This is a genomic window from Paraburkholderia sp. BL10I2N1 (assembly GCF_004361815.1).
GTDB lineage: Bacteria > Pseudomonadota > Gammaproteobacteria > Burkholderiales > Burkholderiaceae > Paraburkholderia.
In genome coordinates this window covers 753,640-776,313 of sequence record NZ_SNWA01000001.1, presented here as the reverse complement: position 1 = coordinate 776,313, position 22,674 = coordinate 753,640, and the positions used below count along the sequence as shown (strand labels likewise).

At 60.6% G+C, this 22,674-nt stretch carries 18 protein-coding genes; 13 read left to right on the top strand and 5 right to left on the bottom strand.

All coding sequences use genetic code 11. The annotated features are described in order from the left end of the window. Positions 1-54 precede the first annotated feature (54 nt). Entirely contained in the window at positions 55-741 is a 687-nt protein-coding gene (locus B0G77_RS03630) for a VTT domain-containing protein (protein WP_133660877.1), read from the top strand. Positions 742-862: 121 nt separating this feature from the next. Here B0G77_RS03630 and B0G77_RS03625 read toward each other — a convergent pair whose 3' ends face one another. Both B0G77_RS03625 and B0G77_RS03620 read right to left on the bottom strand, forming a co-directional pair. After that, positions 863-1,675, bottom strand: a complete 813-nt coding sequence (locus B0G77_RS03625) for a mechanosensitive ion channel family protein (RefSeq protein ID WP_133660876.1) — start codon at positions 1,673-1,675, stop codon at positions 863-865. A gap of 371 nt (positions 1,676-2,046) precedes the next feature. Next, complete coding sequence (locus tag B0G77_RS03620) at positions 2,047-4,113, bottom strand: EAL domain-containing protein (RefSeq protein ID WP_133660875.1); 2,067 nt, start codon at positions 4,111-4,113, stop codon at positions 2,047-2,049. A gap of 141 nt (positions 4,114-4,254) precedes the next feature. Between B0G77_RS03620 and B0G77_RS03615 the strand changes: the two genes are divergently transcribed. The 5 genes from B0G77_RS03615 to B0G77_RS45515 all read left to right on the top strand — a co-directional run bounded on the left by B0G77_RS03615 (position 4,255) and on the right by B0G77_RS45515 (position 7,810). Then, entirely contained in the window at positions 4,255-4,458 is a 204-nt protein-coding gene (locus B0G77_RS03615) for a hypothetical protein (protein ID WP_133660874.1), read from the top strand. A 200-nt stretch (positions 4,459-4,658) separates the two neighbouring features. Continuing rightward, the gene (locus B0G77_RS03610) at positions 4,659-5,411 is read left to right on the top strand and encodes a GntR family transcriptional regulator (RefSeq protein ID WP_133664030.1); all 753 of its coding nucleotides are present in this window, start codon (positions 4,659-4,661) and stop codon (positions 5,409-5,411) included. 84 nt (positions 5,412-5,495) lie between these two features. Continuing rightward, positions 5,496-6,548, top strand: coding sequence for an aromatic ring-hydroxylating dioxygenase subunit alpha (locus B0G77_RS03605; protein WP_133660873.1), 1,053 nt, complete (start codon positions 5,496-5,498; stop codon positions 6,546-6,548). Beyond that, positions 6,545-7,498 carry a PDR/VanB family oxidoreductase gene (locus B0G77_RS03600; protein ID WP_133660872.1) on the top strand — a complete coding sequence of 318 codons (954 nt, stop codon included), beginning with the start codon at positions 6,545-6,547 and terminating at the stop codon, positions 7,496-7,498. Before B0G77_RS03605 ends, B0G77_RS03600 begins: the two co-directional genes overlap by 4 nt. 183 nt (positions 7,499-7,681) lie before the next feature. After that, positions 7,682-7,810 (top strand): hypothetical protein, encoded by a 129-nt coding sequence (locus tag B0G77_RS45515; RefSeq protein ID WP_347814153.1) that lies wholly within the window; start codon positions 7,682-7,684, stop codon positions 7,808-7,810. Positions 7,811-8,092: 282 nt separating this feature from the next. Here B0G77_RS45515 and B0G77_RS03590 read toward each other — a convergent pair whose 3' ends face one another. Further along, on the bottom strand, positions 8,093-8,674 hold the full coding sequence (locus B0G77_RS03590) for a phosphatase PAP2 family protein (RefSeq protein WP_133660871.1): 582 nt from the start codon (positions 8,672-8,674) through the stop codon (positions 8,093-8,095). A gap of 391 nt (positions 8,675-9,065) precedes the next feature. Between B0G77_RS03590 and galU the strand changes: the two genes are divergently transcribed. Together galU and B0G77_RS03580 are read left to right on the top strand one after the other, a co-directional pair. Beyond that, entirely contained in the window at positions 9,066-9,926 is an 861-nt protein-coding gene (gene galU / locus B0G77_RS03585; protein ID WP_133660870.1) for a UTP--glucose-1-phosphate uridylyltransferase GalU, read from the top strand. 108 nt (positions 9,927-10,034) lie between these two features. Further along, a complete protein-coding gene (locus tag B0G77_RS03580; protein ID WP_243750928.1) occupies positions 10,035-12,299 on the top strand; it encodes a hypothetical protein in 2,265 nt (754 codons plus the stop codon). Positions 12,300-12,729: 430 nt separating this feature from the next. On the opposite strand, the gene B0G77_RS03575 is transcribed toward B0G77_RS03580, so the two are convergent. After that, positions 12,730-13,206 (bottom strand): GDP-mannose mannosyl hydrolase, encoded by a 477-nt coding sequence (locus B0G77_RS03575; protein WP_133660869.1) that lies wholly within the window; start codon positions 13,204-13,206, stop codon positions 12,730-12,732. Between the two features lie 8 nt (positions 13,207-13,214). Then, a complete protein-coding gene (locus B0G77_RS43070) occupies positions 13,215-13,352 on the bottom strand; it encodes a hypothetical protein (RefSeq protein ID WP_166656116.1) in 138 nt (45 codons plus the stop codon). Between the two features lie 1,620 nt (positions 13,353-14,972). On the opposite strand from B0G77_RS43070, the gene B0G77_RS03570 reads away from it, so the two are divergent. From B0G77_RS03570 to B0G77_RS03550, 5 genes are all read left to right on the top strand, one after another. Continuing rightward, entirely contained in the window at positions 14,973-15,977 is a 1,005-nt protein-coding gene (locus tag B0G77_RS03570; RefSeq protein WP_133660868.1) for a helix-turn-helix domain-containing protein, read from the top strand. A 143-nt stretch (positions 15,978-16,120) separates the two neighbouring features. Beyond that, entirely contained in the window at positions 16,121-17,665 is a 1,545-nt protein-coding gene (locus B0G77_RS03565; RefSeq protein WP_133660867.1) for a mannose-1-phosphate guanylyltransferase/mannose-6-phosphate isomerase, read from the top strand. A 46-nt stretch (positions 17,666-17,711) separates the two neighbouring features. Then, the gene (locus B0G77_RS03560) at positions 17,712-19,100 is read left to right on the top strand and encodes an undecaprenyl-phosphate glucose phosphotransferase (protein WP_133660866.1); all 1,389 of its coding nucleotides are present in this window, start codon (positions 17,712-17,714) and stop codon (positions 19,098-19,100) included. Positions 19,101-19,247: 147 nt separating this feature from the next. Then, on the top strand, positions 19,248-20,321 hold the full coding sequence (locus tag B0G77_RS03555; RefSeq protein WP_243751098.1) for a polysaccharide biosynthesis/export family protein: 1,074 nt from the start codon (positions 19,248-19,250) through the stop codon (positions 20,319-20,321). An 83-nt stretch (positions 20,322-20,404) separates the two neighbouring features. Continuing rightward, positions 20,405-22,630: a polysaccharide biosynthesis tyrosine autokinase gene (locus B0G77_RS03550; protein WP_133660864.1), complete on the top strand. Its 2,226-nt coding sequence runs from the start codon at positions 20,405-20,407 to the stop codon at positions 22,628-22,630. The last annotated feature ends 44 nt before the right edge of the window (positions 22,631-22,674 follow it).

The following is a 22,674-nucleotide window of genomic DNA, read 5'->3' as shown; positions in this document are numbered from 1 at the left end:
AGCTTAACGAGGCCGAAGCCGGCCAGATACCCAATACGCTTATAAGGGACGCACTTGGATACCCTGCTGCAGTTTGCCAATCTTGTCTTGCACATAGACACGTTTCTCGGAGTCTTCATCCATCAGTACGGCGCCTGGGTGTACGCGGTGCTGTTCCTGATCGTATTCGCCGAGACCGGGCTCGTCATCATGCCGTTTCTGCCGGGCGATTCGCTGCTCTTTATCGGCGGCGCGTTCTGTGCGACCGGCGAAATGAGCCTGCCACTCCTGATCGTGCTGCTGTTCCTCGCAGCGGTGACCGGCAACACGGTCAACTACATGATCGGCAGGATGATCGGACCGAAGGTGTTTAACACGCACATACCCGTGCTGGAACGGTTTCTCGACCGCACGGCGCTGCAGAAGACCCATAACTTCTACGAGAGGCACGGCGGCAAGACCATCGTGCTCGCGCGTTTCATTCCGGTCGTGCGGACGTTCGCGCCTTTCGTTGCAGGGGCGTCGCAGATGACCCTGAAGCGCTTCCAGTTCTTCAACGTCTTCGGTGCGCTGTTCTGGGTGCTGCTGCTCGTGCTGCTCGGCTACTTCTTCGGCAACATTCCGTTCATCCGTCAATACCTGAATGTGATTGTGCTGGTCGGCATCGGCGCGGCAATCGTGCCGGTGGTATTTGGCGCCTTGTGGAAAATGATGCGCAAGGGGACGCCTGAGGAGACGGCGCGCAAGCCGAACAACCAGTAACGCACGTACTCGCTGGCCAGGGTTTGATGCCAAAAGAAAACGGCGTCGCGACTATCTCGCGGCGCCGTTTTTCGTTTTGGATGTTCAGCCTGAATTCGATCCCAACGCAGCCTGAGTCCGCCTAGCCAGCCGCGCGGCGCACGAGCGGTGTCTCTGGCGTCGGATAGCCGGCTTCCCTGAAGGTTTCGACAATCGCGCGATTGGTGTCGAAGTAGACCTGCCAGTAGTGCTTGTTGCTCGCATACGGGCGCACGCAGAGCAGCGGCCCTTCCGGCGTGAACGACAGCACCTCGATATCCGGCGCCGGAGTTTCCGCAACATTCGGAATCTTTGTGACAGCCGCTTTCAGCCGGTTCGCCGCATCGATCGGGTCGACGCCGTTGGCGATCTTCGCTGTCAGCTCGACGCGGCGCACCGGCAACGCGCTGTAGTTCGAGATCGTATCGGAGAAGATCTTGTTGTTGCCGACGATGGTCGTCACGTTGTCGGGTGTCACGATCGTTGTGCCGAACAGGCCGAGTTCCTCCACCGTACCCGTCACACCGCCGGCAGTCACGAAGTCGCCGACCTTGAATGGCCGCAGGACCTGCATGAAGATGCCTGCCGCGAAGTGGGCGAGCAGCCCGCCCCATGCGGTGCCGATTGCGAGGCCGAGGCCGGCGAGCAGTGCGGCGAACGACGTGGTCTGTACGCCGAACACCTCCAGTATCGCGAGGATGAGCAGCAGGTTCAGCAAGCCGCCGAGAATCGAGCCGAGGTAGTGGGCGAGTGTCGGATCGACGCGCCCGCCGCGGGCCAGGACCTTGCGCAGGAGGCCAGTGATGAGGCCGATGATCCAGCGCCCGACAATCCACAGGACGATGGCTCCGAGCACCTTGGTGCCGATGTCGACGCCCCGGGTCATGATGAATGTGCGTACGGTTTCGAGATCCACGGTTTCCTCGCTTGAGTCGGTTGCGTTGAACGGCCTGATTCGATTCGACCACTCGACCGATGCGCGGCGTGGATGAAGTACTGCGTGACCGGTGAGCGGGTCGGACGCCGCATACCATCGAGTCTGCTTCTACGGCGTCTTGTTGAAGATAGCTAACGCTTGCTGGGCGACGCAAAAAAACCTGCCCGACGAGAGGACTGCGGGCCAGACCACGGAGACAATATCTTCGGAAGTTATAGGCGACAGTACGCGGCTGCGCAAGGATCATTCCTGAAGCAGGCGAGCGTGCGTTCGCTGTTTTCAGTCGTCCGCCGGCCTGTCGGTTTCTCGCGGATGCGCCAAAGGGCGCGCCGGCCAGCGCCGTTATCCGCTCAAGCCACCATCCGCTGCTGGAGGAATGCGCCGAACGCGTCGGCTGTCAGCGGCTTCCCGAGCAGGTAGCCCTGCATCTCATCGCACATGAGTGCCTTGAGCTTGTCGAGTTGCGTTGTGGTTTCGACGCCTTCGGCAACGACGTCCATTTCCAGCGAATGTGCGAGCGCGATGATCGCGGAAACGATGGCGCTGCCTTCGTGACCGTTCTCATCGAGGCCATTCGTGAAGAAGCGGTCGATCTTCAGTTGCTTGACGCGAAACCGTTGCAGATAGGCGAGGCTCGAATAGCCGGTGCCGAAGTCGTCGATCGAGATTTCGAAACCGTTTTCGTGGAAGGCCTCGATCATCTCGATCGTTTTGGGCGCATCCTGCATTGCTACCGATTCGGTGATTTCGAACATCAGTTGTTCGCACGCAACCTGCTCTTCCTTGAGGATCTCCAGCATCGACGTGACGAGATCCGGTTGCGACAATTGACGCGGCGACAGGTTGATCGCCACCTTCATCAAGGGCAGGCCGTCGTGCTTCCAGCGCTGGATCTGCCGGCATGTTTCGCGCACGACCCAGTAGCCGATCTGGACGATCTGGCCGGAGCGCTCGGCGATCGGAATGAAGTCAATCGGTGCGAGCGTGCCGAGCTCAGGATGGCTCAACCTGATGAGCGCTTCAGCACCGGCCAGCTCGCCACTGTTGCCACGAAACTTCGGCTGGAAGAGCAGCGAGAAATAGCCGGCGACCAGCGCTTCATGCAGTACATGCTGGATCTGCAAGGTGCGGCTCGCGGCGGCGTTCATTTCCGGTTCGAAGAAGCGATACGTGCTGCGTCCGCCGCGTTTGGCTTCGTACATGGCGGCGTCGGCGTTCTTCAGCAACGCATCGACGGTTTCGCCATCCTGCGGGAAAACCGAAATGCCGATGCTCGGCATCACCTGGAGTGGCTGGTTATCACGCCACACACCTTTGCGCATCCGGTCGAGGACAGCTTCCGCCATCTGCCCGGCCTCCTCCGCCGATGTCAGGTTTTCGGCCAGCACCACGAACTCGTCGCCGCCGAGCCGCGCGACCGTGTCGCCGCCGCGTACGCATTGCTGCAGTCTTCGCGCGAATGCCTTGAGAACTTCGTCGCCGACCGGGTGCCCGAGCGAATCGTTGATCGTCTTGAAGCCGTCCAGATCCATGAACAGGATGGCGAACATGTTTCCGGTCTGCCGGGCCACATGGATCGCACGTTCCATCTTCTCGGTCAAGGTGCGGCGGTTGGGCAGGTCGGTCAGCGTGTCGAAGGTCGCGAGGCGGATGATCTGGCCGTTCAGGTTCGCCACCGAACCCGCCAGAAAGGTCGTCCGCGCGTCGAAGCGTGACAGCATCAGCGTGCCGATCAGGATCGTGAACGTAAGCAGGACGACGGTCGTCGCGAGCCACTGGACGCTGATGCCATTCGCCGCGCCGCAGACCGAGCCGGGCAGGAATCCGGCCGCGCCCATGCCTGTGTAGTGCATGCCAGTGATGGCGATGCCCATCACCGTGGCGGCCCCGATCCGCTTGGTCATCAGGCGGCGCTGCGAGATGTCGCGCAACGTGTGGGTGATCCATAGCGCCGCGATCGACGCGACGACCGCAATCCCGATCGACGCGACGAACAGGACCGGGTCGTACTGGATGCCCGGTTCCATCCGCATTGCGGCCATGCCCGTGTAATGCATGCCTGAGATCCCGAAGCCCATCAGGATCCCGCCGCTCACGAGGCGTACGGGTGTCAGTACTGCACGTGCCGTGATGTGCAGCGCGAAGTACGAAACGACGATCGCGATGGCGAGCGAGTAGCCGGTAATGCCAGCGTCATAGCCGAGCGAAATCGGCAGCGAGAACGCCAGCATGCCGATAAAGTGCATCGCCCAGATGCCGACGCCCATGGCTGTCGCGCCGCCTCCAAGCCAGGCGTGCCGCAGGCGCGAGCCGGTCAGAAGCGAAATGCGACTGGCAAGATCGAGCGCCGTATAGGATGCCAGCGTGGCGACTGCAAGCGACACGAGGACCAGCCAGAAATTGTATGTGCTCGGCATCATGGATTCAGATCGCGAAGAGAGACTGAGCCAGAACGGGTTAACGGTGGTGATCTGAAAATCTTTAGGCGTGTTTTGATGTGGTTTTGCAAAAGCCTGCGATGAGTTTTGCTTCGGGGACGGGGCACAGGCTTGATGACCATGTCGCGGATGGTCGGCATGACGATCGGTGCGGCGCTGGCCGGAGTGTTCGACATTTACGGCCCGCATGGCGCATCGGTTGCCCTCTTCTTCGGCGGGATTTCGTCGGCATTGGGCGTGGTCGCGGGCGCCGTACGTATGACGGGGAACTCGGGTGCACGTAAGATGTATACATCGATATTGGAATATAGAACGAAATCCTAGGGAATACCCGCAAATAAGATGAATTTAAATTGAGAATGTCGTCGTGATGTATACAATCAAGTTAAGTACATTGCACAGACCACGATATGAGCCACAGCCGTTTGCCCGCGGGCGCGACTCCCAATCTCGAAGCGCCCCACGCCGTCGACGAATCGTCGACGGCTGATCTCGCCAGCCGCAAAGAGTCTGAAGCATCGGATATGTATCGGGCCAAAGTCCCGGGAAGCGCGTCGCAAACGGAACGGGCGCTTCTCGGTCTGCGCGAATTGATCCTGGAAGGCCATCTGCAGGCAGGTGCCCGAATTTCCGAACTATGGGTGGTCGAGCGTCTGGGCGTGTCGCGCACGCCGGTGCGCGCCGCGCTGATTCGTTTGCAGGATGAAGGGCTGCTCGAGCCGATTGCATCGGGGGGCTTCGCGGTGCGTTCGTTTACCGTCACCGAGATCGGCGACTCGATCGAACTGCGTGGCACGCTCGAGGGGCTTGCAGCCCGACTGGCGGCAGAGCGCGGCGTCGATCCTGCACACCTGAAGAAGTTGCACCAATGCGTCGACGAGATCGACACGATTCTCGCCGGCGAACTGACGGACGACACTTTTTCGGCCTACGTCGATGCGAACCGGCGTCTGCACGCGTTGCTTGCAGCGGCGTGCGGCAGCGGCGTCATTGAGCGTCAGATCGACAAGGCGATGACCATGCCATTCGCTTCGCCGAGCGCATTCGTGATGGTGCAGTCGATCGATGCGAGCGCGCGTGAAATGCTGTTGATTGCACAGGCGCAGCACCGCGCAGTCGTCGAGGCAATTGGCAATCGCGAAGGCGCACGCGCCGAGGCGTTGATGCGCGAACATGCGCGCATTGCCCACCGGAACCTGCGAGCCGCGCTGGAGAATCAGAAAGCGATGAAACGGGTTCCCGGCGGAAAGCTGATTCGCCTGCCTGTCAGTCGTTAAGGCGCACGCCTTTGGCGGGCGGGTGAGCGGGGCCGCGCTGCCGCAATTTCAAGCTCATACAGTTAGTCATCCCAGGAGACGCCGATGTACCTGAAAAACACGTGGTATGTAGCCTGTACGCCCGACGAGATTGACGGCAAGCCGCTCGGCCGCACGATCTGCGGCGAAAAAATGGTGTTCTTCCGTGGACCCGAAGGCAAGGTCGCCGCGGTCGAGGATTTCTGTCCGCATCGAGGCGCGGCGCTCTCGCTTGGCTTTGTGCGCGACGGCCAGCTGGTCTGCGGTTATCACGGTCTCGTGATGGGCGCGAACGGCAAATGCGCGGCCATGACCGGACAGAGGGTCGGCGGCATCCCGGCGATCCGCCGCTACCCGGCCGTCGAACGCTACGGCTTCATCTGGGTGTGGCCCGGCGAGGAAGCGCTTGCCGACCCGTCGAAGATCCACCATCTCGAGTGGGCCGAGAACTCCGAATGGGCCTATGGCGGTGGCCTCTACCACATCAATTGCGATTACCGTTTGATGATCGACAACCTGATGGACCTGACGCACGAGACCTACGTCCATGCGAGCAGTATCGGGCAACCGGAGATCGAGGAAGCGCCGCCGGCAACACACATCGACGGCAACTCCGTAATCACGAGCCGTCATATGCAGAACATCATGCCGCCCCCGTTCTGGGCCACCGCGCTACGCGGCAACGGACTCGCCGACGATGTCCCGTGCGATCGCTGGCAGATCTGCCGCTTCACGCCACCCAGCCATGTACTGATCGAAGTCGGTGTGGCTCACGCCGGGCACGGCGGCTACGACGCGCCGAAGCAGCACAAGGCGGGCAGCATCGTCGTCGATTTCATCACGCCTGAGACGGACGCGTCGATCTGGTACTTCTGGGGCATGGCGCGCAACTTCGCGCCGCATGACGACGAGCTGACCGCGAAGATCCGTGAAGGTCAGGGCAAGATTTTCTCCGAAGACCTCGCAGTCCTTGAAGCGCAACAGCGCAACCTGCTCCTGCATCCGTCGCGCCGGATCATGAACCTGAATATCGACGCAGGTGGTGTGCAGTCGCGCAAGGTGATCGAGCGGCTTCTCAAACAGGAACGCGAGGCCGCGGCGGAGGTGGCCCGCTCATGAAAGTCAGAATCACGCGCAAATTCAAAGTGGCGCACAACATCAGTGCGTTTGAACTTGCCGACCCCGCTGGCGCGTCGTTGCCGGCGTTTTCCGCAGGGGCGCATATCGACGTACACCTCGGTCACGGACTGATACGCCAGTATTCGCTCTGCAACAGTCCGGGCGAGCAGCACCGGTATCTGATCGGGGTGCTGCTCGAGCCGGCATCGCGCGGCGGCTCAACCGCGATGCACGGGTTGCCCGAGGGCACGCTCATCGAGATCGGCGAGCCGAAGAATCACTTTCCGCTGTCACCCGACGCAACGCATTCGATACTTCTTGCCGGGGGTATCGGCGTGACGCCGATTCTCTGCATGGCAGAGCGTCTCGCGCGTACCGGTGCTTCGTTCGAACTTCATTACTGCACGCGCGAGCCAGAACGCACCGCGTTTCGCGAGCACCTCGACGAGCCGCATCTCAAGGCGCACACCCGTCTGTATTTTGACAACGCCCCGCTCGCTGAGCGTATCGACCTGTCGAAGGTGTTGAGCGACCCGGAGCCGGGCAAGCATCTGTACGTCTGCGGCCCGGGCGGCTTCATCGAAGCCGTGCTCGACCACGCGCGGCGGCTCGGCTGGAACGACACGAACGTTCACCGCGAATATTTCTCCGCCGTGCCGGCGAGCGGCAACGCAGATGCGGACGGTCCGTTCCGGGTCAGGCTCGCGAAGAGCGGACGGATCGTCGATATCGGAGCAGGGCAGACGGTGGTCAAGGCGCTCGACGAAGCAGGCGTGATGGTCGCTACTTCGTGTGAGGAGGGCGTATGCGGCACCTGTCTCACGCGCGTTTTGTCGGGCGAGCCCGATCACCGCGATGTCTACCTGACCGAAGACGAACGACGTGCCAATGACCAGTTCCTGCCATGCTGTTCGCGCTCGAAGTCGCCGATGCTGGTACTCGATCTCTAGGAGCCGGGGACTGGGTCGGACGCCCGTGGAGTTTGAGGTCACTGCTCTCCTGTTCCGGAACCTCGGGCGCGTCGGTTCGGTAGCGCGGTGCAACTACTGCCCGTCGAACCCGCTCATTTCCCTGTGAACGACGAGACGACTATTCACTGACTCCACCCCGGGCACCGTGCCCACGTTGGACGCGTGGGCCTGCTCGGCACTGCCTTCATTATGGAGCAGGAGTTCTCCCGCGGCCGCATGCAGGATCGGCACGGCATCGAGGTGGTCGTGCCAGAGGCAGCGGAGCGCGCGCTCGTCCACGGGATCATCTAAGACGAGTTGTGCCACGGAATCGTGCGCGACGCATCCGGGTTGCATACCAGCGGATCATCGATGGCCTGCGGGCCACGGGGGCGTTGGCGGTATCATCCTCGGCTGCACGGAGATCGCCCTATTGATCGGGCTGGACGATGTGACGCTGCCCGTATTTGATACGACCGCGCTGCATGCTCAGGCCGCGATTAGCTGGGCGCTGGCCTGAACGGCTTTTCGCGGTGCACGGGCTCCAGCCACATTCACGCCGCTTAACCGACGACCCGTAACCGGACTAACCGTTCAAGACTCCAGCCATCGGCACAAACTGGGCGAGTATTGAACGATGATTCTTTGGAATGGCGCGTGGTGCCCGTAGGCGATCGATGAGATGGCAAGCAGCACGGCACCCGCCGCAAGTGGGCGCGGCATTGAGCGTGGCTCGTTGAAAAAGCGTCGGAGAAAGGTGAGAGCAATGGCGCTGCCGAGCGTCCAGCCGAGCACGATTTCGATCGTTGTATGCGCGTGCTCGACGACCCGCCCAACGCCGATTGCTGCAGCGAGGAGTAAGCCCAGCATGGCACCGGCCCTGTGCCATCTGGAGTTCGCGCTTCCCACCAGCAGCGCGATCACCACGGTCCATACAGCGGAGGACAACATTGCGTGTCCGCTGATCACCCGGAAGTGCACAGCTGGAATCTCGATGCCGCATCCGGCGTGCAGGAATTTGGTCGCACCTACAAGCAACGCGCCGAGCGTAAGCGACAGCAGCCAGCGCACCGATGCCGACCTGTCCGATGCGTATATCCAGACGGCACACACGAACGCAAGCGGCAACATCAGTGCCGCGTCACCCAGATCCGTCACTGATATCCAGCGTGTCATCGTCGTTGCTGCCTTTTTGAGCGCGGTCTCGCGACGATCGCCGAATGGGCGAGGTCACGATGATGTACCGTTGAATGCCGTCGGATGGAGGTTCTCTCCTCCTTTCGTTTCATCATACGCGGCGAACCTGTTCGCCCGTTCGCACCCGGCGGGAAAGAGCGAACAGTTGGCAGATGTATTCGACATGTGAGGAATACGCTGTACTTGACGCGGGCAGATGCGTATCCGGGAATGCAGGCAAGGTGACCAGTGATGCGCTATCGTCGACGGTCAAAGGGTATCTCGCGAAGCCCGGTCCCGGGCCTCATGACGCCTTTACGTTGCTGAGTGAGTTGGCATGCCTCGCGAGTCCTGAAGAATCTGAATCAGACTGAACAGAGCAGAGGGTGAAATGCTAAGCGTGCGCAAAGCAGTATTTCCTGTCGCTGGACTGGGCACACGATTTCTTCCCGCGACAAAGGCGAGTCCGAAAGAGATGCTGCCTGTCGTTGACAAACCTTTGATCCAGTACGCGGTGGAGGAGGCGATAGAGGCGGGCGTCACGGAAATGATCTTCGTCACCGGTCGCGGCAAGCGTGCCATCGAGGATCACTTCGACAAGTCGTTTGAGATCGAGGCGGAATTGTTGGCGCGCGGCAAGAACGAACTGCTTGATCTTGTGCGTGGCATCAAGCCGAGTCATGTCGATTGCTTCTATGTTCGCCAGTCCGCGCCCTTGGGACTCGGCCACGCGGTACTGTGCGCAGAAAAGTTGATCAACCGCGAGCCCTTCGCCGTGGTGCTGGCTGACGATCTGATCGACGGCCAGCCACCGGTCCTCGGCCAGATGATTGAGGTCTTCGATCATTACCATTGCTCGGTGATCGGCGTGGAGCAGATCCGGCCAGAAGAGTCGCGCTCATATGGCGTGGTCGAAGGCAAGGCATGGGACGACCGGGTGTTCAGGATGTCAGGCGTCGTCGAAAAGCCCGAGCCGGCGCGAGCGCCGTCAAACCTTGGCATTGTGGGACGCTACATCCTGACGCCAAGCATCTTCAATCACCTTCGGATGACCCAACCTGGTGCAGGTGGCGAGATTCAGCTTACCGACGCGATTCAGTCCCTGCTTGCGCACGAGCAGGCTCTCGCTTATCGCTACAGAGGCAAGCGCTTCGATTGCGGCAGCAAGATCGGCTACCTCAAGGCCACCGTGGATTTCGCATTGCGTCATCCTGAGGTGAAAGAAAGCTTCCAGGCTTACCTGTCTGATTGAGGTGAAGCGGGAAATCTTCCGTCCGAAGCCCGCGACCCATTCGAACTCGTTGCGGGAGTCACAGGAATGAGACACTGTCTTGCACTTCTACTTTGCCTGGTAAGCGCATTGAACGGGTCCGCCCGTGCGCAGAGCAACCTGACGATCAATGGGGTCACCTACCTCTATTGCGCAGTTGAGGGGCAGTTCTGCTCATTCACCGGCACTGAACAGGTTGTTTTTGGCACGACGACCCCTTCGTTGATGTACGACATCAATGGACCCTTTACAAATGGTGTTCAATGCTTGAATGGCGTGGTCTCCCAGCGGGATCCCGCCCATGGGTATCAGAAAAGTTGCTGGTATGGCAGCACCTCTACGACCACGCCACCGCCCGCTTCGGGTGCCTGGACGCAATGCGCGACCGAGAACGGTCTCTGCTCCTTCAGCGGAACGATGCAGGTACTCTATGGAGGCAGCACAACGGCAAACAACGTGACCAGGACGTTTACCAACAGCGTCAGCTGCAGCAATGCGGCCTTCGGCGAGGATCCGGATCCCGGCGTCTTGAAGTCCTGCTGGATCCAGTCATCTTCGACGACCTCACCGCCTCCAACGACAGCGGGTTCCATTAGCTGCTCTGCGCCGACGGTGGCATCTGGCGGGACGGCAAATGGCCTGATCACCGCCGATACACCAAGTAGCGACCGTACGCGACTGTTTGCCGAAGGCACTGCATTCAATGTGTCATTCGTTACTGCCGCCCCCGCAGCCGACACCGTCGCATGGTCCATGCAGGACCAGCTGGGCAATATCAAGGGCAGCGGCACGTTCCCGGTCGCAAGCGGCGTGCAAACCAGTACGTTGTCGTGTAAGGCAAACGTGGCGGGCTATTTTGCCATTACCGGGACCCTGGCTCATGCAGGCGGTACTTTGCCACAGGCCGGCACGCGGCCTGCCGGGATCGCCACGTTCGGCATCCTGCCCAACGTATCTGCCTTCATTCCGGCTGTCACCTATGCTCATCTGGAGCAGCACCGTTTCGGTATGCAGGGGTTCAACGATGTCGGCCCCATGCTGACGGATCTGGGTATCTGGCAGAACATCGACAATCGACAGCTTTCCTGGATGGAGCCCAACGGACCGAATACCTGGACACCGTCCCTGTCGGACCTCGATCCGTTCTACACCAACGGCCAGATCATGCGCCTGCTGCGTCTGGACGGCATACCCGCATGGGCCAGCCCTACCGGCGCATATCAGGACGATGCCTACGCGCCGACCAACCTGTCCTACTACCAGGGCTATATGGCGCGTGTCGGAACCGACACCGCAGCGATTCGTAAGGCGTACTTCCCCAACCAGCAAAACGACTATTTTCAGGTGACATGGGAGCCGCAGTGGGCGGATTCCGCGGCGAACTTCGTTGCGATGTATGCCGCGGTTTACACGGGGTTGCACTCGACGGATCCGAATGCCGTGGTCATGGGGACGACCAATGTATTCCCCGCGCATTGCGTGACTGCATGCACTCAAGGGTATCTGCAAACGTACGTCCCGCTCGGACTAGGCAATTATCTGGATGGCGTCACCACTCACAGCTACTACAACGCCGGGACGTATCCTGCGCATCCTCCCGAGCAGTACGATACCGATCCCGACCCTGCCAACGCGGCCAATGCGCTGGATCAACAAATACGCGCGTTGCGTGCAGAGATGCAGTCGTTCAAGCCGAACATGCGGCTGTGGTCGACCGAACTAGGCATAAGTTACGACGCTGGCGCAGCTTACGGCCCCACATACCCGCCGGCGAATGAACTGTACGGGCAGGCTGCGGTCGCCCTGCGCGCCCATCTGATCATCCTGGGCGAAGGGGCGCAGGTGACGTACTTTTTCTTTGGTTCAGACTTTCCGGACGTGGTAGGGGAGGGGACCTTCTTTGACCTCACTCACCCGCAGGGGGAGGCCGGGTCGCCGAATATCAGTCCGAAACCCGTGGCGCTGGCGGCGGCTGCATTGACCCACGTCATCGACGGCACCCAGACGCTTGGGCGCCTGCGTGGACTGCCGACCATGGTATATGGCTATGTCTTCCAGCAGCTGGGGGGCGGCAAAGTCATCACCGCGATGTGGACGCACAACAATTCGGTATGGCCGACGTCCGCAGGTATCTACAGCCCTACCTACAGCATATCCTATCCACTGACGGTTGACGCACCCGGGACTAGTGGCAATGTCACGGTAGTCGACATGATGGGGAATCCAACCACGATGGCTTACACGAACGGCATGGTGAAACTCACACTGACGGAATCGCCTGTCTATGTGGTGTCATCCAACGCCTCGGTGATGCAGGCCAACGTTATTGCGCCGGTCGGCTACACGGGTCAATGAGCGCGAAACAGTGATTGCATCGAGACGGGCGATGTCGCTACGCACGGCGTTGCAAGAAGCGACGATCTGCTGGCTGAGGTCTCGTTGCGCTTTTCGTGGCTGGTGTGCCGACGCTGCCACCGCGCTGCATCTTCCGGGTCGGGAAGAGCCGCTCCGTCACTGAGTGTCCCAGCAATTGCCCTTGCGACTCACGCTGAAAGCCAGGTGATGCTGCCCGAGCGCGGCCTGGTATTCAAAGCTCGCATATCAGGTTGTCCTGGTCATCAGACTGCGGGACCCGTCCTGGCGTCGGACGCTGCTGCAACGCTCTGACAATCCCGACACGACCACTCCGACCCGCATCGTCGGCGCAGTGCCAGTGATCTGGCGACGTCGCTGACGCGTTACCCGGCGGCGAAACGATGGCAGCCACTGCATCCCCGCGCTGCACTCACTGTCGGGTAGAAACAGGCCCCTGGCGGAAATAGGCCTTGGTGTTTTCATGCACGTCCGAACACGCCAGCAGCTCCGGCGGGGACATCCACACATAATTGCTGTGTTGCTCGAAGCGACCGATCGGCGTTGATCTGTTCAGCAGGAGCACATAGCCGAGCACCACATAGTGTGTCGAGATGTCCGCAGCGCCAGCGAAGTTGTCGTCGTAGTGATGTTCGAACACGCCTTGAAAGTGGGCTGCACCATGGTCAACATGTTCAAGGCCCAGTTCCTCATGAACGATGCGACGGAACGCGCAGTTCAACGACTCAGCTTTGTGGATACGCCCACCTGGCACGAACCAGGTGTCGCGCGCGGGTCGGTTGACGCGGCGTCCAAGCAACACGCGTCCGCGATCGTCAACCACGATCAGATCGATCGACACGAGCGGCGTCAGGCGGACGATTTCGAGAAATTCAGATCGGGCAAGCATGGGTTCACTCATTCATGATCGTCATGGGCAATTTGAGCGGACGCTTCCCACAAGAGCCCTATCAGACCCATTATCACAAGCAGGAACATGACGGCGGAACCAAGCATGCCGCCGAAGATCATCCAGTACCAGGTAAGTTCAGGCATGACGTCTCCGCAAGCGGGGTGGTTCGGGGTTGTGCTCAGAGAGAGAAGTTCGCTGCAGCGGGGCCAACTCCAACGAGCGAACCAGGGAGGTCACCGTGATGATTCGAGTCTAGCGTCACGTGCCATGGTGCGGGTCTGTGGGACACCAGACATTTGCGCCTAACTCTCTGCACATCAGGACAAGGCAGCTGGGCGACGCACCCAGGGGTGTCGTGACGTTTGCCTTGGCGACCGTCATGGTTACCGTCACCAACGCGTTGGGATCATCGGAGAGCTGCGGCAGCGAAGTCAGGGCACAACCCTCCAGTGCGGCGCCACGGGTGGGGAGCGTGCTGAGTCTTGTACGGACATCCGATGGCAGGAAAACCTGAGGATGAGGGTGACGGTGGTGCAGGTTGGAAGCGGTCGAGTCGTCAGGCTGTCCTGGGGGGCGTACACCATGGTCACAACCAGACGCAGTGTGAACCGGCCGTCAGCGGACGCGTTGGTCGCCGTACTGGCGGGAAAGTACGTGCGAATGTGCCCATCCGCACGTCTCCGGTGCATGACGAGCAGCTCATGCACCAATGTCTGACATCAGGTGGCGCATTTCGACGAATGGCGGCAGTGTGGACCGGCGCGGCCGTCAAAAACGGCCATTCCCTGAACCTGGACATGAGGCATTCAGGCCGGTGTCCGGGCTGCCTTGCCCGATGTTTAGTTTGTCTAAACAAAGGAATTTGTGCCTACGCGCCCGCACCAAAACTGCGAATCACGCTCAAGAGACGCCAGACCATGAAGCGGGAACATATGCAGATGATGCATTTGCACAAATACGTAAGATGAATATATTTTTCGGGCTGTATCAATAGTGAAACAGTTTTTGTTGTTCACGGAAGCATATTCAGATGACCATCAATTTTCAATGTCATTTCAAATGCCTATCGATGATATGGATGGTGAGTTCATGAGGAACGGCCGCTCCGGCGCAGTCTCGATGTTGATCATTAATACCGGTTGACTATTTTCGGTTTGCACCAATTTTTATCGGGTTTATTTTGGATCTGAGCTTATCTCAGTTTTCAAATTGACTGTCTGGCTTAGTCCGTCGGCGACCTTAAAAGGCTCAACTATTTCATATTTGAAACATTTTTCATCAGCTTCCGCTGACCCCCAAGGTCATACCTCCCCGCCAGGCGGCGTTCCCAGCCGGCCGGTCCGTTTGATGCTTGCTGCAGTGCGACATTCTTACCTTGCACGGTGCGCGAACGAAATCGCTTTTGTATTACGTTTTATCATTGCGCAGCGCCACTCTTAATCCGCGATGGGTTTATGCGGTGTATCTGCTCGCGCCTTGACCAAGGCCAGTCTGATCCTTGCCAGATCTTTTAGTGGTTTCGCAAATTCAAGGCATTCCCGGATATCCAGTGCGGCAGACGCCGATTCACAGAATTCGTGAATAAAGACGTGAAACAACGGATAGTGGTTTCGTGCATGGCTACGCAATCCGCCAACATCACGCGTATTTCAGTCAATGACATCATCAGTGATTTTTCTTGTGGATATGATGCACTGCAACTAGCTAAGCGGTTTAGCGAAGAAAGGAACTGGCCGCAACCGACGAAGTGAGAGGGGAAGATCATGTCGAACATGTATCTCGATACGGCGAAAATCACCTGGCTCCATACGCCAAGCGTGAACGAACGTTCGGCCGCACGGAGAGTCGCAATCCTTCTGTTCGATCGGTTCTGGTTGCTGGGCGCGGGAATCATTGCCGAGATGTTTCATACTGCAAACGAGATGGCGACGTCTCGCGTCGGCGAGCAAGCGCCCTATGAAGTGCTCTTCCTGTCGATGGACGGAGGCAGCATCGCCAGTTCGTCGACAGCACGTATGTGGACGGACGGTATCGAGGAGTGCTACGGGAAAGGCTTTGATGTGCTGTTTGTCGCAGGAGGGCACGGCGCTCAAGCTGCTGCACACGACGAGCGTCTGCTGTGCTGGCTGCGCACACGTACCTGCAGCATCGAACCGATCGCGGAGGGATGGCTGGTGCTCGCGGCTGCAGGTCTGATCAAGCGCGACGATATCAGGCGCGTGAGCCCTTACCTCAGCAACGTGGCCATGGAGCACACACTGAATGGCGTCAACGATCGCCACGACTCCACCAAAAGTGCGCTGATGTGTATCAAGCGGGATCTCGGTGTCGACGTGGCGCGTAGCGTGGCCGATCGCGTGGTGCCCGGCATGGGTGCGGCGTTGGTGCCGCGTCTTGCCGACGGCGGAACAATGAGCGCGGCCGAAAAAATCCGCGAGGCCGCGCGCTGGATGGAGTCGAACTGCGACAGGACAGTCTCGGTGGCCGACGCCGCACACGTAGCCGCGATGAGCGAGCGCAATTTTCTGCGACGCTTCAAGCACGAGATGCACGTAACTCCGTCCGATTACCTGTCGCAAGTGCGCTTGCGGATGGCCTGCAACTTCCTGATAGAAACCGAACTGCCGGTCGACAAGATCGCGCGACGCAGTGGGACGGGCAACGGCGATCGACTTGCGAAGATCTTTCGCAAACGGATGGGTATCTCGCCAACCGAGTACCGCACACGTAGCCGTGCCACGTCATCACGGATGACGGCGAGCCCGTAGCACGCGGGTACGCGTTGCGCAATTACCCAACGGCGTGCCGGTACTGATCTACACCCGAAGTGACCTGAACCACTGGCAGGATCCTCGACGCTTTCATCGTCGTGGGCCCACGCAAGTTTCGATATAGGGTAGGAGTGCAAATCATGAACATAATTCATTCCGTCGACGTCGATAAGGACGCTGGAGGGGAAGAAGACACGATTTATCTGGCCGGCTCCGAGCCCACGGCACGTCGTTTGAGCATAGCCCCGGTCATACTCGCGGGCGGCTCGGGAACCCGCCTTTGGCCGCTATCGCGCGAACACTATCCCAAGCAACTGATCGATGTTATCGGCGTGAATTCGTTGCTGCAGGAGACGGTTGGGCGGATGAAAGGCTTTCCCGCGCATTGGGAGGTGCGGCCGATGCCGATCGTCGTTTGCGGCAGTGAGCATCGCTTCGTGACGGCCGAGCAGTTGCGTGAACGCGACGTCCCGGCGCACCTCGTGGTCGAGCCGGCAAGGCGCGACACGGCGCCCGCATTGACGCTCGCGGCGGCGCTGGCGGCAGCCAACTGCGACGACGCGATCCTCGTCGCGATGCCGGCCGACCACGCCATTCTCGACATCGTGGCGTTCCAGCAGGCCATCGCTATAGCGGCAGAGCACGCGCAGCGTGGCGCGCTCGTCACGCTCGGCGTACCGCCGACGCGGCCTGACACCGGCTTCGGCTACATACGGCTGGGCGGGGTGCTTGAAGGTGGTGTTCATCGTATCGAACGGTTTGTCGAAAAGCCCGCGCTCGAACTGGCAAACCAGTACGTTGCGTCGGGTGCGTACTGGTGGAACAGCGGCATTTTCGTGGTGCGCGCCAGCGTCTGGCTTGGGGTGGTCAAGCGCCTGCAACCGGCGATGTCCGCTGCATGTCTTGCGGCGTTTGCCGAAGGCAAGCATGACGGTTCGTTCTTTCTGCCGCAGGCGGAGGCTTTCGCGAAAGCGCCGTCGGACTCGATCGATTACGCGGTGATGGAACGCATAGGGACGGCGAGCCCGAACGGCGACGCGATCGAGGGCGTGGTTGTGCCGCTCGTCGCGGGCTGGTCCGATCTGGGGTCGTGGGATGCCGTCTGGGAGGCGCTGGACAAGGACGAAGCGGGCAACGTGGCTCGCGGCCGAGTGGTATTCGAGGGGGCGACATCGTCGTATGCCCATTCGGAAGGGAGGCTCGTCGCCTGTGTCGGAACCACCAATGTGGTCGTCGTCGAGACTGCGGATGCGGTGCTGGTCGTTGACCGCTCCCGTGTGCAGGACGTCAAGGGGCTCGTCGGGCGGATCAAGGCTCAGCACGCGCCGGAAGCCGACGCGCACCGGAAAGTGCATCGTCCGTGGGGCTGTTATGACTCGATCGACCGCGGTGAGCGCTTCCAGGTCAAGCGCATCGTCGTCGACCCGGGAGCGCGCCTGTCGTTGCAGTTACACCATCATCGCGCCGAGCACTGGGTCGTCGTGCGCGGCACGGCAGTCGTCGTGCGCGGCAAGGAGCGTTTCCTCCTGAGCGAAAACGAGTCGACCTTCATTCCGCTCGGGGTGCGTCACCGGCTGGAGAATCCGGGGAAGGTGCCGCTCGAAATCATCGAGGTCCAGTCCGGGGTCTATCTCGGCGAAGACGACATCGTGCGCTTCGACGACACCTACGGGCGCTGCAATTGAGTTGCGATGCTTTCTCACCGCCTTCAACGCAGATCGGGTGGCAAACATGATCAAGCCTGAAGCATTGGCTGCGCGCGTGCACGACGTCGTGCTGGTCGCATTCGGCGCAGCGATCGCGTCGCAGATCCGCTTCGACGATATAGCGCAGCGCAGCTTCTATGGCGCATTCGTCGCGTTCGCGGCGGCGTTCGCGCTGGCGCTCTTTCCGGCATTTGGGGTATACGACTCATGGCGCGGACGATCGAAGGTGGCGCTCGCAGGACAGGTTGCGCTCGCCTGGCTGGTCGTGCAGGCCTGCGCACTGCTACTGATGTTCTCGCTGCATCGGATCGATTTCGTCTCGCGGTTGTGGTTCGCTTACTGGACCGGCGTGACCGGTGCGCTGTTGATTGCGTCCCGGCTGCTGGTTCACCGGGTGCTGGCGCGGGTGCGTGACGCCGGCATGAACCTGCGTGAGGTGGCGGTGGTCGGACGTGGCGCACATGCCGCCGCGCTCATGCGGAAGATCGACAGCTGTTCGGCTGCGGGTTTTCGCACGGCAGCCGTCCTCGATGTCTTGCACGACACACCGGTGCCCGGAGCCGCGTTTCCTGGCATACCCGTTTTCCACCAGTTGCAGGCCTTCGCCGAGTATCTCCGCGCGCGGGACGTACATGAGTTGTGGCTCGCGCTGCCACTGTCGGAAGAGAAAACCATTCTCGAGTGCGTCAAGGAACTGCGCAACGACCTGGTCAACATCCGTTTCCTTCCGGACCTGCGGAGTCTGGCGATGTTCGACAGCGGCATGATCGACCTGCTCGGGGCGCCGGCGATCAACCTCGTTGCGTCGCCGCTATCGCAAGGTGCACAGAGGCAAAAGGAGATGTTCGACCGGCTGTTCGCCGCTGTCGCGCTGATTGGTCTCGCGCCCGTGCTGCTGGTGATCGCCGCCGCGGTCAAGCTGTCGTCGCGAGGACCGGTGCTATTCAGGCAGAAGCGCAAAGGCGCCGACGGGCGTGTCTTCACGATCTACAAGTTCCGCTCGATGCGTGCGCACACGGAGAAGCCGGGAGCTGTCAGCCAGGCAACGCGCAATGATCCTCGCATCACCCGCGTCGGGGCGTTCCTGCGCCGAACCAGCCTCGACGAACTTCCGCAGTTTTTCAACGTGCTGCGAGGCGATATGTCGGTTGTCGGGCCACGGCCTCATGCGCTCGAACACGACGACCTCTATCAGAAGGTGGTGGCCGGATACAACCATCGCTACCGGATCAAGCCGGGCATTACCGGATGGGCACAGATCAACGGCTTTCGCGGTGAAACGGATCGAATTGAAAAGATGGAGCGGCGCGTCGAGCATGACCTGTACTACCTCGGCAACTGGTCATTGGCGCTGGACATGAAGATTATCGCCGCTACCCTCGTCAAGGGCCTGGTGCACAGCAATGCCTATTGATTCAATGAGGTGGCTCAAATGCGCTTAGGAAAACAACAGGCTTTCTGGGCAAGCGCGGTTCGCACCGCAGCAGGCGGCGTGCGCGCCCTCGGGAGCATCGCGGTGTGCGGCGCATTGTCGGCATGCATGGTCTCGCCTGGCATGCGCATGGTTCAACCGCCGACTTTGCCTGTCAGCAGCGGTGAGGACGGAAAGCCAGCGGTGGAGCAGCAGATCCCGATTACCGACATCAATCTGACATCGCTTCGCCAGATGCGCGAGGCGGCCGCACAGGCAAAGAAGACGGACTCTTCCGCGCTGTTCGGGGAGCCCGGTCCGTATCGGATCGGTCCTGGCGACGTCTTGCAGATCACTGTCTGGGATCACCCGGAACTGGCCGCCGCGGTGGGACCCCCCGGCAACCCGCAGCGTCCTTCGGACGCGGCCGGAGGGTTCGTGGTCGATCACGACGGCAACGTGCAGCTACCCTACGCGGGAAAGGTAGATATCTCCGGTGACGCGGCGGGGCTCGTACACGTGGGGGGAGAAACTGCTGATCAGGCGCAGCGCAAGATCTACCGGCTCCTGAGCGAGGTGTTCGTTAAACCCCAGGTGACAGTGCGTGTGACATCGTTCCGCGCAGGGCAGATCTATGTAGACGGTGAGGTGCGGGCGCCCGGCGCGCAGACCATCAATGATATTCCGATGACCCTCAGTGAAGCGCTCAACCGGGCTGGCGGCTTTTCTCCAAACGCTGATCAAAGTCGAATCGTGATCGTGCGCGACGGCACGTCGTATCCCGTCAATGTCACGCAGATGATCGAGAGCGGACAAAGCCCGTCGCGCGTGATGCTGAAGAACGGCGATATGTTGCGCGTGATGTCGCGTGAAGACAATGGCGTCTACGTGATGGGCGAGGTCGGTAAGCCGGCGACGGTCATGCCGATGACCGACGGCAAGCTGACGCTGGCCGAAGCGCTGTCGCAGGCCGGGAGTGTGAATCCGGGGTCGGCCGACGCGAAAGAACTCTATGTGATTCGCGACGCTGCGCGTGGCAAACCGGAGATCTATCACCTGAATGCAACGTCACCTGTGTCGATGCTGCTGGCGAACCAGTTCAACCTTCAGTCGAAGGACGTGGTGTACATCGACAGCAGCGGTCTCGTGCGCTTCAGCCGCGTGTTGAACCTGTTGCTCCCGTTGGTCAACGCTGGGCTGACTACCGCGATCGTGACGAAATGAGCGTCGTCGCCGGAATGCCTGGCGATGCAGAACCGGCGCGATGCTCCGGGTTGATGAAAATGTCGTGCAGGGTTCATGACAACATGGCTACCAACTTCGAAAACCGCTATATCGATGCTGCCCGCACTGAAGAGCTCCGTCTGTCGGACTACTTCGATGCGGTGTCGCAACACTGGTGCATGATCTTGGTGATCACGCTCGCCGCGCTTCTGGCCGGCGCGGCGCTCGCCTTTCTGCAGAGGCCTGTGTACCAGGCCAATGCGGTCATTCAGGTGGAAGACAGCAACAATGCGAACGCCGATGCGAACAAGGATGCGCTGCAATCGCTCGCTTCCATCTTCGATTCGAAATCGCCGACTGCGGCACAGATCGAGTTGATCCGCTCGCGATTAGTGGTGGATGCGACCGTGCGTGATCTGCATCTGGACATCGCCGCGACGCCGCGCTATTTCCCTGTGGTCGGCCGCTTCATTGCCAGTCGCCGGGCCGGCGACGGCCTTGCTGAACCGCTCTTCGGCATGCGGAATTTCGCCTGGGGCGGCGAGCAGATTAGCGTGACGCTGTTCGATACACCAAAGGATCTGTACGGCAAACCGTTCGTGCTGACGATGCAGGAGGGCGGCTCGTATGTGTTGCGCGACCGGAAGGGCGTCGTGGTGTTGCAGGCACGCACCGGGGAAGTTGCGGTCGGTACCACGCCTGCCGGTCCCGTGCGCTTACGGGTGGACGAGCTCACTGCGCGGCCCGGCACCCAGTTCGAGCTCACGAGGTCGTCGACGCTCGACACGGTCGACAAGCTGCAACGCGCGCTCGGCGTGGTGGAGGTCACCGTGCAGTCGGGCATCATCGGAGTCACGCTCGAGGGGCCTAACAGCGAACTGACGGCTGCGATCGTGAACAGCATCGCGCGTCAGTTCGTCCAGCAGGACATCGATCGCAAATCGGCCGAGGCTGAACATACGCTGGCGTTTCTCGACCAGCAACTGCCGCAGTTGCGCAAGGAACTCGATCTTGCCGAGGAGCGTTACAACACGTTTCGGAACCGGCAAGGCACAGTCGATCTGAGCGAGGAAAGCCGCTTGCTCCTGCAGCAGATCGTCGACAACAAGACAAAGCTCATCGACCTGCAGCAACAACGCGTGGAACTGGGGCAGCGGTTTACGGCGACCCATCCGTCTGTCGCCGCGCTGGATGCACAAATCGGGGCGCTGCAGAGCGTGCAGGGCAAACTGTCTCATAGCGTTTCCTCACTGCCCGACACCGAGCAGACAGCGCTACGTCTGCTGCGAGACGTGCGCGTCGATACCGAGCTTTATACGAACCTGCTCAACAGCGCGCAGCAACTGCGCATCGTCAAGGCCGGTCAGATCGGCACCGTGCGAGTGGTCGACTACGCCGAACCTGCCGACAAGCCGGTGCGTCCGCAGCGACCGCTGGTGATCGGCATAAGCGGCGGCATAGGGCTCTTTATCGGCATGCTGCTGGCCTTTGTGCGCCGGACGCTCTTTGGGGGAGTCCAGCATCCGCAGGAAATCGAACGTGCACTCGGTCTACCAGTCTGTGCAATCGTGCCGCGCAGCAGCGGGCAACTGCGAATGCAACAGAATGTCGGCGAGCGGCGGGCAGGCGTGCACGTGCTGGCGGTGCAGGCACCTCACGACGTAGCGATCGAAGGGGTGCGCAGCCTGCGCACGTCGCTGCACAATGCGCTCGCCTCCTCGAGGAACAACATCATTATGTTGACCGGTTCGCGACCGGATGCGGGCAAGTCGTTCCTGTCGGTCAACCTTGCGGCGCTGGTCGCGTCGGCCAAAAAGCGCGTCCTGCTGATCGACGGCGATATGCGGCGCGGCGACATCCACAGGCATTTCGGCATGGGCTACGCGGCCGGTCTTTCAAACCTGCTGATTGGTGCCGACCCGGGCGACTGCGTGGTGCGTAATGTACTGCCCGGTCTTGATGTGCTTCCTAGAGGCGATTTGCCGGGCAATCCGTCGGAATTGCTGATGAGCGAGCGCTTCCGCTCGCTGCTCGAATACTTCTCCGCGGCCTATGAGCTCGTCGTCATCGATACGCCGCCCGTACTGGCGGTGACAGACGCCGCGCTGATAGGCAAGCACGTAGGCACGGCGCTCATGGTTGTCCGTCATGGACGACATCCGATGGTGGAAATTTCGGAGGCCGTCAAACGCCTGAGCAACGCCGGCGTCACGCTCAACGGTTTGCTGCTCACCGATGTGCCACAGCCGCGGCCGTACCAGAGGGGCGCCTATGCAAGCTACTACGCATACGAAGGAAGAATGGACTAGGTCTGGGCAAGCTGAGCAATACCGATTTCGCGCGTGTCTGGCAT